The sequence below is a fragment of the Pseudoxanthomonas jiangsuensis genome (assembly GCF_010093185.1).
Lineage (GTDB): Bacteria > Pseudomonadota > Gammaproteobacteria > Xanthomonadales > Xanthomonadaceae > Pseudoxanthomonas > Pseudoxanthomonas jiangsuensis.
This window is the reverse complement of record NZ_PDWL01000001.1, coordinates 75994-89829: the sequence shown is the minus strand read 5'-3', so window position 1 is coordinate 89829 and position 13836 is coordinate 75994. Positions and strand designations below refer to the sequence as shown.

Sequence of the window (13836 nt, the reverse complement as noted above, 5' to 3'; positions counted from 1 at the left end):
GCTCACGACGCCTTCAGGCCGTGGCGCTCCATGCGCCGGTACAGCGCCTGGCGGCTCATGCCCAGCTCGCTCGCGGCCTGGGCGATCACGCCGCCGGCGCGCTCAAGGGCCGCCTCGATCTGTTCGCGCTCGGGCTCGCGCGCCGGGGCCTGGCGCACCGGCGCGGTCTTCGGCAGGCCCAGGTCGGCGACCTCGATCCGCGGCCCGGCGGCCAGCAGTTGCGCGCGCTGGATCACGTTGCGCAGTTCGCGCACGTTGCCCGGCCACGGGTGCCTTTGCAGGGCCGAGGCGGCTGCGGCCGACAGCGGTGGGCCGCCGGCGCCGAAGCGCTCGGCCAGCGGCAGGATGTCGCCGGGGCGCTCGGCCAGCGGCGGCATCGCCAGCTCCAGGGTGTTGAGGCGGTAGTACAGGTCCTCGCGGAACGCGCCCTCGCGGATCATCGCCGGCAGGTCGGCGTTGGTCGCGCTGACCACCCGCACCTTGACCTGACGCTCGCGGTTGGAGCCCAGGCGGGCGAAGCGCCCGGTCTCCAGCACCCGCAGAAGCTTCATCTGCCCGGCCGGCGGCAGGTTGCCGATCTCGTCCAGGAACAGGGTGCCGCCGTCGGCGGCCTCGAACTTGCCCTCGCGCGCCTTGTTGGCGCCGGTGTAGGCGCCGGCCTCGGCGCCGAACAGCTCGGCCTCGATCAGCTCGGCCGGCAGCGCGCCGCAGTTGACGGTCACGAACGGGCCCTCGCGCACCGCCGAGTTGGCCTGGATGATCTCGGCGATCTTCTCCTTGCCTGAACCATTCGGGCCGGTGACCAGCACCGGCAGCTCGGAGCGCGCGACCTGGCAGGCCAGGGCGACCACCCGCTCGCTGGCCGCGTCGGCGAACACCGCCCCGCGCAGGTCGTAGCGGCGGGCGAGGTCGTCGCGGCGGCGGCGTTCGCCGTCGCGGCGCTGGTCCAGCTCGCGCCGGGCCTCGGCCAGCTCCAGCAGGTTGTTGACCGTGGCCAGCAGCTTGGCGTCCTGCCAGGGCTTGGCCACGTAGTCGGCGGCGCCGGCCTTGATCAGCTCCACCGCGCTCTCCAGGTGGGTCCAGGCGGTGAGCAGGATCACCGGCAGGTCCGGGTGGCGGGCGCGGATCGCGGCGAACAGCTCGCGGCCCTCGTCGCCGGAGGTGGTGTCGGCGCTGAAGTTCATGTCCTGGACCACCAGGTCCACGTCCTCGGCGTCGAGCAGGGCCAGGCCGGCGGCCGGCGACGGCGCGTGCCGGGTCTCCAGGTCGTGCAGCGAGAACAGCACCTCCAGCGCGGTGGCGACGGCGGGGTTGTCGTCGATGACCAGGATCGTGGGCATGCGGGGCGTCGTGAGTCCGGGAACGGAATCGTAATGGCTGGCGGTCGCCTGCGGTGACCGCCGCCGCATCCGCGGCGGCGGCCGTCGCCGGCCTCAGGCGCTGCGGGTGGCGGTCGCAGGTGGGATCGAGGCCGCGCGCCGGGCCGGCGCGAATACCGCCACCTGGCCGATCGTCCACAGCAGCACCGCGCCGGCCGGCAGGTAGTACAACGGCAGCCGGCCCAGGTCGCTGCGGCCCATCAGCAGCTGGTTGATGGCGAAGGCCAGCAGCATGCCCAGGGCGATGCCGATGCTCGCCAGCAGGAAGTTCTCGGTCTGGAAGTAGCGCAGGATCTGGCCGCGGGTGGCGCCCAGGGCGCGGCGCACGCCGATCTGCTTGGTCCTTTGCTGCACCCAGAAGCTGGCCAGGCCGACGATCCCCAGCGCGGTGATCAGCAGCAGGGCCACGCACACGATCCCCAGCAGCCAGGCCATCGAGCGCGGGCCCTGGTAGAACTCCCGGCGCAGCTGCTCGACGGTCTTGCTGTTCTCGTCCAGGATGATGCGGTCGGCGCCGTTGCCCAGCAGGACCTTCTTGGCCGCCGCCAGCACTTCCTCGCGGCGGTCCGGCTCGGTGCGGACCAGGTAGTTGCCGCCGAGGTTGTAGTGCGGGCGCAGCGGGTAGGCGATCGAATACTCGCGCGCGGTCGGGCCGCCCATCTGGCTCGGCCGGACCAGGTGCTCGACCACGCCGACCACGCGGGTGGGCTGCTCGCTCCAGCTGTAGAACGACTTGCCGATCGGGTCCTCACCCGGGAACAGCTTGTCGGCCAGCGCGCGGGTGATGATCGCCGCCGGCACGGAGGCGTCGCCGGTCAGGCCGTCCAGCAGGGAGGAGGCGTCGCGGTACTCCTCCGGGTTGAAGTCGCGCCCGGCCACCAGCTTCAGGCTCAGGGTCTCGACGAACCGGTCCTCGGCCATGTAGGTGGTGGCGCTGAGGGTGGACTGCTGCTGGTCGGCGGTCAGGCGCACGCCGCTGTTCCAGGACGAGTTCACGAACGGCACCTGGTTGAGCACGGTGGCGTCCTTGACCCCGGGGATGGCGCGCAGCGCCAGCAGGTCGCTGCGGGTGCGCGCGGCCTGCTCGGCGTCGTTGCCGATGCTCAGGATCTGCACGCGCACCAGTTCGTCCTCGACCAGGCCGCTGACCTCGCGGATCTGGGTCAGGCGGTCGCTGATGACGAACAGGGCGTTGCAGATGATGGCGCAGGCCAGGGCGATCTCGAGCACGATCAGCGCCGCGGCGGTCTTGTGCCGCATCAGGGTGGAGAGGATGGGGCGGATGTCCATGGTGGGTCTCCGTTATTGGCTCTTGAGCTGGATCGCCGGGGTCACCTGCATCGCCCGCCAGGCCGGCAAGAGTCCGGCCAGCACGCTGGCCACGATCGACAGGGCGAAGGTCAGCAGCAGCATGCCCAGGTCCAGGTGCGCCAGCTGGGCGTAGCTGGACGGTTGCTGCCGCACCGCCCACAGCCCGAGCAGGGACAGGCCCAGGCCGAGGATGCCGCCGGCCAGGCCGACCGCGCCGGCCTCGACCAGGCACTGGGTGAAGATCGCCCGGCGCGAGGCGCCCAGCGCCCGGCGCACGCCGATCTCGCTGCCGCGGCGCAGGAACTTGGCCAGCAGCAGGCCGACGGTGTTGACCAGGCACACCAGCAGGAAGCCGATGCCCAGCCACAGCTGCATCACCACGTCGGTGGGCACCACCCGGTTGAACTCCAGCCACTCCATCACGTTGCGCAGGCGCACGTTGGTCGGGCGCTTGTAGCGGCCGGCGGCGCGCTGCTGGTCCGAGTAGTTGACCAGGTAGTCCTTGTAGGCCGCGGCCTCGGCCGGGCTGTCCAGCTCCACCCAGTACTGGATCCACACGCACGGCGCGTTGGGGCCGGTGGCGTCGCCGTCGCTGTCGCCCCAGCAGTCCATGCTGCCGTTGCGGCCCATTTCCAGGTCGCGCGAGGTGGTGAACGGCAGGAACACGTCTTCCAGGGCGCCGTAGCGGTCGCTATTCATGTCGTAGAAGCGCGGGGTCGGCCGCCATTCGTCGACCACGCCGACCACGGTGAAGTCGGTCTGGTCGATCCGCAGCTGCTTGCCGGTGCTGTCGCCGCCGCCGAACACCTTGTCGTTGAGCGACCGGGAGATCACCGCGACCCGGGCATGGGCCTCGTCTTCCTTCGCGCTCCAGCCCTGGCCGTAGAGCAAAGGCACCTCGAACATCGGGAAGAAGTCGGCCGAGGTGTAGCGCGCGTCGGCGACGAAGGGCACCACGCCCTCGCGCCCGGGCGAGACCGACACCCCGCCGCCGGTCATCAGCGCCTGGCGGTCGCCGCGCTTCTCGCGCAGCAGGGCCTCGGCGTCGTAGCGGGTGACCTGCTGCGACGGCTCCTCGTCCGGGGTGTAGTCGTTCATCTCCGCCGGGTCCAGCTGCACGTAGTACAGGTTGGAGCTCTTGGTCGGGATCGGGTCGCCGGACAGCACGTAGAAGGTGGTCAGCGTGGTCATGCATGCGCCGATGCCCAAGGCGATGGCCAGCACCATCAGCACGGTCAATGCCTTGTCGCGGCGGAAGCTGCGCAGGGCCAGGTTGCAGTAGTAGGCGAACATGGGCAGGCCCTCAGGCGGAAGCGTCTTCGCGGGCCAGCCGTGCCAGGCTCGGCTCCACCGACAGGTCGGTGGCCACGCCGTCGACGATGTGCACGTTGCGCTGGGCGCGCGCGGCCAGTTCCGGGTCGTGGGTGACCATGACGATGGTGGTGCCGGCGGCGTTGATCTGCTCCAGCAGCTCCATCACCCCGCGCGCCATCTGCGAGTCGAGGTTGCCGGTCGGTTCGTCGGCCAGCAGGAGCTTCGGCTCGCCGGCCAGGGCGCGGGCGATCGCCACCCGTTGCTGCTGGCCGCCGGACAGCTCGGCCGGATAGTGCTTCATCCGCGAGGACAGGCCGACCTGGGTCAGCGCCTTCTCGATCCGCGCCTTGCGGTCGGACGCCGGCAGGCCGCGGTAGCGCAAGGGCACGTCGACGTTGTCGAACAGGTTCAGGTCCGGGATCAGGTTGAAGCCCTGGAAGATGAAGCCGATCTTGTGGTTGCGCAGGCGGCTGCGCTCGTCGTCGGACAGGCCCCGCACGTTCTGCCCGTCGAGCAGGTAGTCGCCCTCGCTGAAGGTCTCCAGCAGGCCGGCGATGTTGAGGAAGGTGGTCTTGCCCGAGCCCGACGGGCCGGTGACGGCGACGAACTCGCCGTCGCGCACGTGCAGGTCGAGCGAGCGAAGGGCGTGGGTTTCGACCATCGCGGTCCGGTAGATCTTGGAGACCTGGCGCATTTCCAGCATGGCGGGATCCTCTGCGGTGAAGGGAATGGGAGTTGAAGCGGGGAGGAATGGATCAGCGGATGGAGACGCGCTGGGCGTCGCCGAACTGGTCGCTGCCGGAGACGACGATGCGGTCGCCCTCCTTCAGGCCGGAGACGATCTCGACATGGCCCAGGCTGCTGGCGCCCAGCTGCACCGGCTGGCGGCCGGCGCTGCGGCCGTCCACCACCCAGGCCCAGCGGCCGCCGTCCTGCTCGACGAACGGGCCGCGTTCGACCATCAGCACGTTCTGGCGGGTGTCGAGCACGATCCGCGCCGACAGCCGCTGGTTCTGGCGCAGGCCCGGCGGCTGCTGGCCGTCGTCGAAGCGCAGGCGGGCGTTGACCTCGCCGTTGACCACTTCCGGCGACACCGCCGAGACCTTGGCCGGGAACTGCCTGCCCTGGCTGGTGACCTGCGCCGGCACGCCGATCGCCAGGTCGCGGGCGAAGCTCTCCGGCACCCGGATCTCGACCTCGAACTCGCTCAGGTCGACCACGCTCAGGATCGGCGCGTTGATCGCCACGTTGGTGCCCTGGGCGATCTGGACCTGGCCGACCTGGCCGTCGAACGGCGCGCGCAGGGTCAGCGCAGCCACCTGGCGCTGCAGCTCGGCCACCACCGCCTGCTGGCGGTCGGCGAGCAGGCGCTTGTTGCGCGCGTCCAGGGTCGCGCCCTGGTCCTGCAGGCCGGCATCGCTGCGCGCGGTCTGCAGGCCGATCCGGGCCTTCTCCAGCTCGTCGCGGGCGCGGGCCAGTTCGTTGTTGGAGACCGCGCCGCCGGCGTGGGCGCGCTCGTAGCGCTCCAGGTCGCGGCCGGCGGCGGTGTGCTCGATCCGGGCCTGGTCCAGCGCCTTGCGCGCGTTCAGGCGGGCGATGCGCGCGTCCAGCTGCGCGCGGCTGGCCTCGGCCTCCATGCTGGCCAGGGTCGATTCCTCCTGGACCAGCTTGCTGCGCAATTCGGGGCTGTCGATCACCGCCAGTTCCTGGCCCTTCTTCACCGCGTCGCCGGCCACCACCTTCAGGGTCACGGTGCCGCCGGCGATGGCGTACAGGGTGGGGCTGTTGGCGGTGATGACCTTGCCGTCGGCGGAGATGTCGCGGACCAGGTCGCCACGCTTGACCTCGGCGATGCGGATGCGCGCGCCGTCGTAGGAGCGCGAGCCGGCGCCCCAGCCGGCGACCACCCAGGCCAGCAGGGCCAGGACCAGGGCCGCGCCGACCGCCGGCCACAGCCAGCGGCGCCAGGCGGGGCGGGCCGCGGCGGCGGAGAGCGGGCGGTCCTGGGCGGAGGTGTCGGGGATCATCGGGGCGGGTCGTCCGTGGTTGTGCGGTCGGCAAAGGCATAGCAGGCCGCGTGCCAACTTCAAGCCTTTGATCGGAAAGGAAATCGACGGCCGTTCGAAGTGTCCGCAGTGTCCGCCGGACGGCCCGCGGACACCGTGTCGGCGGGCGGACACGGACAGGACAGCCGCTGTCCGCTGCCTGTCCTGGATGCCGCCCCCACAGACCGGGGCCTGTCCGCGCTCCGGTAGAATCGCGGCCTTGTCCCTGCGGGAAGACGGCATGTGCGGCATCGTCGGCGCGATCGCGGATCGCGATGTGGTTCCGGTCCTGGTCGAGGGCTTGAAGCGGCTCGAGTACCGCGGCTATGACTCCTCCGGGATCGCGGTGGCCGACGCGGCCGGGGTGCGGCGGGTGCGCCGCACCGGGCGGGTGGCGGAGATGGAGCAGGCCGCGGTCGCCGAGGGCTTCCGCGGCGCACTGGGCATCGGCCACACCCGCTGGGCGACCCATGGCGGAGTGACCGAGGCCAACGCCCACCCGCACATCAGCCACGGCGACCTGGCCCTGGTCCACAACGGCATCATCGAAAACCACGAGGCCCAGCGCGAGCGCCTGGCCGCGCTGGGCTACGCATTCGAATCGCAGACCGACACAGAGGTCATCGCCCACCTGATCCACCACCACATGACCGACGGCCGTGATCTGCTCGCCGCCTTGCAGGCGGCGGTGAAGGAGCTGACCGGCGCCTACGCGCTGGCGGTGCTCAGCCGCTCCGAGCCCGAGCGCCTGGTCTGCGCGCGGATGGGCTGCCCCCTGCTGGTCGGCCTGGGCGAGGGGGAGAACTTCGTCGCCTCCGACGTCTCGGCCATTGTTTCGGCGACCCGGCGGGTGATCTTCCTGGAGGAGGGCGACACCGCCGAGCTGACCCGCGCCGGGGTGCGGGTGTTCGATGCCGGCGACCGCGAGGCGGCGCGCGAGGTGCACGTCTCCGACGTCTCGCTGGCCTCGCTGGAGCTGGGCCCGTACCGGCACTTCATGCAGAAGGAGATCCACGAGCAGCCGCGCGCCATCGCCGACACCATCGAGGCGGCGATCGACGCCGGCGGCTTCGAGCCGGCCCTGTTCGGCGCCAACGCCGAGGCCGTGCTGCGCCAGGTCACCGGGGTGCAGATCCTGGCCTGCGGCACCAGCTACTACGCCGGCCTGACCGCGCGCTACTGGATCGAGGCCATCGCCGGCCTGCCGTGCAGCGTGGAGATCGCCAGCGAGTACCGCTACCGCGACGCCTGGGCCGACCCGGACCACCTGGTCGTCACCATCTCCCAGTCCGGCGAAACCCTGGACACGATGGAGGCGCTCAAGTACGCCAAGTCGCTCGGCCACCGCCACACCCTGTCGATCTGCAACGTGCCCGAGAGCGCGATCCCGCGCGCCAGCGGCCTGGTCTGCTACACCCGCGCCGGCGCCGAGATCGGGGTGGCCTCGACCAAGGCCTTCACCACCCAGCTGGCCGCGCTGTTCCAGCTGACCGTGGTCCTGGGCAAGCTGCGCGGACGGGTCGATGCCGCGCAGGAAGCCGACTATCTGGAACAGCTGCGGATGCTGCCGGGCAGCGTCCAGCACGCGCTGAACCTGGAGCCGCAGATCCAGGCCTGGGCCGAGCGCTTCGCCGGCAAGCACAACGCCCTGTTCCTCGGCCGCGGCCTGCACTACCCGATCGCCCTGGAAGGCGCGCTCAAGCTCAAGGAGATCTCCTACATCCACGCCGAGGCCTACCCGGCCGGCGAGCTCAAGCACGGCCCGCTGGCCCTGGTGGACGCGGCCATGCCGGTGGTGGTGATCGCGCCCAACGACCGCCTGCTGGAGAAGGTCAAGTCGAACATGCAGGAAGTGCGCGCCCGCGGCGGCGAACTCTTCGTGTTCGCCGACCAGGACAGCCACTTCAGCGAGTCCGAGGGCGTGCACGTGATCCGCACCCCGCGCCACACCGGCGTGCTCAGCCCGGTGGTCCACACCATCCCGGTGCAGCTGCTGGCGTACCACACCGCCCTGGCCCGCGGCACCGACGTGGACAAGCCGCGGAACCTGGCCAAGTCGGTGACGGTGGAGTGACCCGCGGCCGGGCGCTCCCCGGCCCGGCCGCGAGCCGTTTCGGCCCGATATCTGGGAAAATGCCGGTCGATCCGGGCGCCGTGCCCGGCAGGGACCGCGCTTGACGAGCACCTCCATCCCGCCACTGTTCTCGGCCGTGCCTGCCGGCGTGTTCGGGCCGCTGGCCTCGCCCAACCGCGACCGCTACTGGCGCCTGCTGTGCCGGCTGTTCGACGAGTACTTCGGCCCGGACGCGCCGCTGCCGCCGAGCCACGGCTACCCGCGGCGCGAGATCGTGGCCGCCCTGGAGCGCTACCTGCTGGCCGAGGAGGCCTGGGAGGACGAGGACGGCCACGTCGCCGACGCCGCCCTGGCCGCCCGCGCCGGCGCGGTGTACGAGCGCCTGCGCGACGCCGGCTGGCTGCGCCAGGACAAGCTGGGCGTGCGCGAGATGGTGCTGATGCCGCCGGGCATGGCGCAGCTGCTGGCGACCCTGCTGGAGTTCGCCGAGCGCGGCCCGACCTTCGTCTCGGCCAAGATCCGCTCGATCGAGCTGCAGCTGCAGCAGGTGGTCGACGGCCACGCCGGCGGCGAGGCCCTGGACGAGGCCGCCGACCAGGCGCGCCGGCTGCTGTCCTCCCTGTCCTCGATGAGCCTGCAGGTGCGCGACCTGATGCCCGAGCTGGTGCGCTCGGAGACCACCGCCCAGTTCGCCCGGCAGTGGTTCGAGCGCTACGTCGCCCAGTTCTTCATCCGCGACTACGCCGACCTGCACCGTGCCGACCACCCGCTGGCGCGGCGCGCGCAGATCCTGCTGATGGTCCAGGAGATCGAGGCCGGCGGACGCCGCGAGGGCATCCTCGCCTGGTATCTGGAGCACGTCGCCGAGGGCGATCCGGCCCGCGCCGGGCAGCGCCTGCAGCGCAGCGTGTCGCGCCTGCGCGAACTGGAACGGATCGATGAGTACCTGGCGCGGCTGGACGAGGACATGCGCCAAGCCAACCGCCGCGCGCTCGCCTTCCTCGACTACCGCCTGCGCGCGCCCGACCGCCTGGACGTGCTGCTGCACCGCGCCGCCCGCGGCGCCCTGGCCGCGCCGGAGGCCACCCTGCGCATGCCGGTGGCGCCGGGCGCGCTGATGGACGAGGCCCAGCTGCGTCCGCCGCGGCGGCGGCCGCAGGCGATCCCGCGCAGCGCCAACAGCGCCCAGCAGCCCAGCGCCGAGCAGCTGGCGCGGCTGTCGTTGCTGCGGCGGATCAAGCGCGCCCGCCTGGTCACCGCCGAGGACATGGCCCGCTACGTCGGCCGCCAGCTGCCGGCCGGCGGCAGCCTCGATTCGGCCCGGCTGGAGATCACCTCGATCGAGGACCTGCGCGCCTACCAGACCCTGCTGACCCTGGCCCTGCGCAGCCACCGCGACGGCGGCCTGCGCCGCGACGACCCGCTCGGCCGGCTGCTGCGCGGCTTCCAGGTCGAGCTGCTCGACGCCGGCGAGCCGGCCGACAACGGCTGGCTGCGCGCGCCACGCTTCGTCCTGCGCCACGCGACCGCGCCCGCCGCCGCATCCGCCCCGGCCGCCCCCGCATGGCCCTCGAAGACCGCCGCCGCGCCCCGGCGCGCGCGGTCCGCACGGAATCCCGCATGAAACGCACCTGGAACACCCTGAGCCAGCAGTCCAACGGCCTCTACGTCGTGGCCGACTTCGAGCGCGCCGCCTACCGCCTGGTCACCGAGCAGGTGCTGTACGCGGCCGACGCGCGCTCGCGCAGCGCCTACCACCTGGTCGAGGCCTACCTGGAGGATTTCGCCGGCGCACTCGACCCGCTCGGCATCCGCCTGGAGCGCAACGCCCACCACCGCTACGTGGTGGCCTTGCCCAAGCACGGCGAGGGCACCCCGGTGCGGCTGGACGAGACCCTGTTGCTGCTGGTCCTGCGCCAGCGCTACGACGAGGGCATGAAGCAGGGCCTGGTCGAGGACCAGGGCGAGGTGGCGGTGGAACTGCCCGACCTGCAGGAGGCCTGGCCGGCGCTGACCGGGCGGCCGATGCCCGAGGTCGGCAGCCTGCGCGCGCTGGTCGCCAGCGCGCGCCGCTGGGGCGTGTGCCGGCTGGTCGAGGGCGAGGCCGATGCGCTGCAGCCGTTCCACCTGATGGTGCGCCCGGCGATCGTCGAGATCGTCGGCGAGCAGTGGCTGCACCGCCTGGACCAGCACAACCTCGGCGACGGGGAAGAAGACACCGTCGACGCCGAGCCGGCGGACGAGGAGGACGACCATGCAGCTGCTTGAGCGCATGCACCTGGTGCAGTACTTCCTGTTCGAGGCCAAGACCCTGCAGCTGGACGCCACCAGTGCGATCATCGCCCCCAACGGCGCCGGCAAGAGCGCCCTGCTCGACGCCCTGCAGCTGGTCCTGCTCGGCGGCGACCGCCGCCACATCCACTTCAACGCCCAGGCTGGCGGCAAGGCCCGCGCGCGCAGCATCCGCGACTACTGCCTGGGCGTGTACCGCAGTGGCGAGGACGGCCGCAAGCGGCGCACCGCCACCACCTACGTCTCGCTGGTGTTCCGCGACCAGGAGACCGGCACGCCGCTGACCGCCGGTATCGCGCTTGGCGCCTCGGTCGAGGAACCCGAGCACCGCCAGCACGGCCTGTACCTGCTGCCGGGCGTGGCCCTGGAACTGGACGAGCACCTGGAGCGGGTCAAGGGCAAGGACCTGCCGCTGGAATGGAGCCGCTTCCGCGAGCTGGCCGTGCGCCGCTGCCGCCAGGCCGGCAGCGCGCCGGAGTTCCACGCCAGTGGCGAGCGCTTCGTCAAGGACCTGCTCTCGCGCCTGCGCGCCAGCCCCGGCAGCGCGCCGGACTTCAACGCCTACCGCAAGGCCTTCCAGAACGCGCTCAACCTGCAGCGCGTGGAAGACGTGGACCTGTTCGTGCGCACCCTGGTGGCCGAGGACCGGCCCACCGACATCGCCCGCTTCCGCGCCCTGCTGGACAGCTTCCGCCAGATCAAGGAGCGGATCGAGCAGCTGGAGCGCCGGATCGCCGAGGCCGAGGCGGTGGACGCGCAATACGAGAAGGTCGCCGCGCAGGCGGTGCGCGCCGGCTCCTACCGCGCGCTGGCCGCCGAGTACGCCCGCGACCTGCTCGGCGAGCAGGTCGAGCAGGCCGGGCAGGACTGCGAGGCGTCCGAACAGGAATTGGCGGCCGCCGGCCTGGCCCTGGAGCAGGCCCGCAGCGAGCGCCGCAGCCTGCAGGAGGAATACGAGCGCGTCCGCGAGCAGTTGCAGGGCAGCCAAGGCTACGGCGACCAGGCCTCGTTCCGCGAATTGGCCGGCCGCGACCGCGAGCAGCTGGCGCGGCTGCAGGCCGAGCTGCTGCGGCGCCTGGAGCAGCTGCGCGAGCCGGTGCGGGAACTGGCCGCGCTCGACCTGCCGGGCGTGGATGCCGCGGCCCTGGCCGGGACGCAGGCGCCGCTGGAGGCGCTGCATGGGCAGCTGTCGGCGCTGGCCGATGCCGAAGCCGGGCCGTCGCCGGAGGGATTCCATGCCCGGCTGCGCGAGGCGCTGGCCGCGGCCGCACCCCTGCAGACCACGGTCTCGGCCTGGTCGCGGCACGCCCACGAGGCCTGGCAGCTGGCGCGCGCGCGACGCGATGCGGCAAGGGGCAACCAGCAGCGCCTGGATGCCGGCCAGGCCGGCCTGCGCGACGAGGTCATGCGCCTGCTCAACTACCTGCGCGAGGCCGGGGTCGAGGCCCGGCCGGTCTGCGACCTGGTCAGCGTGTCGGACAAGCGCTGGCAGCCGGCGATCGAGGCCTACCTGCGCAGCCACGTCGAGGCCCTGCTGGTGCCGGCCGGGCAGGAGGAGCAGGCGGTGCGCGTGTACCGCTCGCTGCAGGGCGCGCGCGCGGTGTACGGGGTCAAGCTGGCCCTGCCCAGCCAGGCGCGCAGCGGCCGCCAGGACCGCCCGGCCGAGGGCAGCGTCGCCGCCCTGATCGAAGGCGACGAGCCCGATGCGGTCGCCTACCTGCGCCGCCAGCTCGGCGAGCTGCGCTGCGTGGAGACCGAGGCCGAGGTGGTGCGCAGCCGCCAGGGCCTGACCCGCGACGGCCTGGTCGCCAAGGGCGGCGGGATCGAGCGCCGCCGGCTGCCGGCCAGCGGCGAGCTGAAGATCGGCGTGGCCCACGACGGCGAGCGCCTGCGCCTGTTGCGCGCCGAACTGGAAAGCGCCGAGCGCGAGCTGCGCGAGCGCGAGCCGGAAGCGCGCCGGGCCGAGGCCCTGCGCCAGAAGCTGGCGCGCCTCGAAGGCGATGACGCCGCCCGCGGCCTGCACGAGCTGCTGCTGCAGCACCGCCAGGTGCAGGCCCGCTACCGCGCGCTGGAGCGCAGCCATGCCGACGCGGCCGACCCGGACCTGCTGCGCCTGGGCGAACGCGCCGGCGCGCTCAAGGCCGAAGTCGACGCCAGCGAAGGCCGGATCGAATCCCAGGTCCGTGCCGAAGCCATGGCCCAGGGCGAGCTCGAGCGCCGTCGCGCCCTGCTGCGCGCGCTGCAGGCACAGGAGGAGATCGTCGCCCGCAATGCGGTCGAAGCCTTCCGCGATCCGCACGTGGACCCGAACCGGGTCGAGCGCCTGCGCGAGGAGTTCGAGGACAAGGGCGTGGCCCTGGAGGAGGCGCGCAACCTGTGCGAGCGCCGCGCCCAGGACAACGACCGCCAGCTCTCCGCGCTGCTGCCCGAGGCCTGGAGCCAGCTGCAGCGCTACGCCGGCAGCCACGGCCTGGACCTGGATTTCGCCGCCGACCAGTGGAAGCCGGCGCGCGCGCTGATGCAGCGCGAGCTTTCCCAGTTGCGCGGGACCGAACTGGTCGAGTACCGGGCGCAGGCCGAGCGCGCCTACGACACCGCGGTGGAGACCTTCCGCTCCAACGTCGCCAACACCCTGCACGACAACTTCGTGCGGCTGAAGTCGCAGATCGACGCGCTCAACCGCACCCTGCGCAACAGCCCGGCGTTCTCCAACAACGAGCGCTACCGCTTCCACTACGAGGTGGTGGCCGAGTTCCGCGAGCTGCACCGCTTCATCCAGCGGGTGGCCGACCTGGGCGCCGACGACGGCCTGTTCGGCACCGCCGGCGAGGTGCCCGAGGCGTTCCGCGCGCTGATCGAGGACAGCGCCGGCGCCAGGCTGGCGGCCTCGCCGCTGGACGACTACCGCCGCTTCTTCCACTTCGGGGTGGAGATCCGCCAGGACGACCGGGTGATCGGCACCCTGAGCGAGCGCATGCGCTCGGGTTCCGGCGGCGAGCATCGCGCGCCGCTGTACGTGATCGCCGGCGCTGCGCTGGCGGCGGCCTACGGCAAGAGCGAGGCGCACCCGGGCGGGCTGGGGGTGATCCTGCTGGACGAGTTCGGCGACAAGATCGACGCCCAGAACGCGCGCGCCACCAGCAACTACCTACGCTCGCTCGGGCTGCAGCTGGTGCTGGCCGCGCCGGACACCGCGCAAGGCACGCTCAGCGGCGTGCTCGACAGCTACATCGAGCTGTTCCGCGACGGCGACCTGCTCCAGGCCGAACGGATCGAGCTCAAGGCGGCGGCGCGCGAGCTGCTGCTGTCGGACCAGTTCGACCTGCATCCGGAACTGCTGGCCGAGGAACTGGAGCGGATGGCGCGCGAGAGCGGGGTGGCCTGACGCCGCCGGGCACGATCCGGCCTAGAATGCGGCTTT

General features: G+C 72.3%; 9 protein-coding genes. 4 read left to right on the top strand and 5 right to left on the bottom strand.

Going from position 1 to position 13836, the window contains the following annotated elements; all coding sequences use genetic code 11:
- Positions 1–2: 2 nt before the first annotated feature.
- The 5 genes from CSC62_RS00385 to CSC62_RS00365 form a co-directional block, all read right to left on the bottom strand.
- Positions 3–1340, bottom strand: a complete 1338-nt coding sequence (locus CSC62_RS00385) for a sigma-54-dependent transcriptional regulator (RefSeq protein WP_162404181.1) — start codon at positions 1338–1340, stop codon at positions 3–5.
- A 93-nt stretch (positions 1341–1433) separates the two neighbouring features.
- A complete protein-coding gene (locus CSC62_RS00380) occupies positions 1434–2669 on the bottom strand; it encodes an ABC transporter permease (RefSeq protein ID WP_162404180.1) in 1236 nt (411 codons plus the stop codon).
- Positions 2670–2681: 12 nt separating this feature from the next.
- A complete protein-coding gene (locus CSC62_RS00375) occupies positions 2682–3983 on the bottom strand; it encodes an ABC transporter permease (RefSeq protein WP_162404179.1) in 1302 nt (433 codons plus the stop codon).
- 10 nt (positions 3984–3993) lie between these two features.
- Positions 3994–4707: an ABC transporter ATP-binding protein gene (locus CSC62_RS00370; protein WP_162404178.1), complete on the bottom strand. Its 714-nt coding sequence runs from the start codon at positions 4705–4707 to the stop codon at positions 3994–3996.
- 52 nt (positions 4708–4759) lie between these two features.
- A complete protein-coding gene (locus CSC62_RS00365; protein ID WP_162404177.1) occupies positions 4760–6031 on the bottom strand; it encodes an efflux RND transporter periplasmic adaptor subunit in 1272 nt (423 codons plus the stop codon).
- Positions 6032–6290: 259 nt separating this feature from the next.
- Here CSC62_RS00365 and glmS point away from each other — a divergent pair, with 259 nt between their 5' ends.
- The 4 genes from glmS (at position 6291) to CSC62_RS00345 (ending at position 13800) form a co-directional block, all read left to right on the top strand.
- Positions 6291–8123, top strand: coding sequence for a glutamine--fructose-6-phosphate transaminase (isomerizing) (gene glmS, locus CSC62_RS00360; protein WP_162404373.1), 1833 nt, complete (start codon positions 6291–6293; stop codon positions 8121–8123).
- A gap of 100 nt (positions 8124–8223) precedes the next feature.
- On the top strand, positions 8224–9747 hold the full coding sequence (locus CSC62_RS00355) for a Wadjet anti-phage system protein JetA family protein (RefSeq protein WP_162404176.1): 1524 nt from the start codon (positions 8224–8226) through the stop codon (positions 9745–9747).
- Positions 9744–10391: a DUF4194 domain-containing protein gene (locus CSC62_RS00350; RefSeq protein ID WP_162404175.1), complete on the top strand. Its 648-nt coding sequence runs from the start codon at positions 9744–9746 to the stop codon at positions 10389–10391. Before CSC62_RS00355 ends, CSC62_RS00350 begins: the two co-directional genes overlap by 4 nt.
- Positions 10378–13800: an SbcC/MukB-like Walker B domain-containing protein gene (locus CSC62_RS00345; RefSeq protein WP_162404174.1), complete on the top strand. Its 3423-nt coding sequence runs from the start codon at positions 10378–10380 to the stop codon at positions 13798–13800. The genes CSC62_RS00350 and CSC62_RS00345 overlap by 14 nt, the downstream gene beginning before the upstream one ends.
- Positions 13801–13836 lie beyond the last annotated feature (36 nt).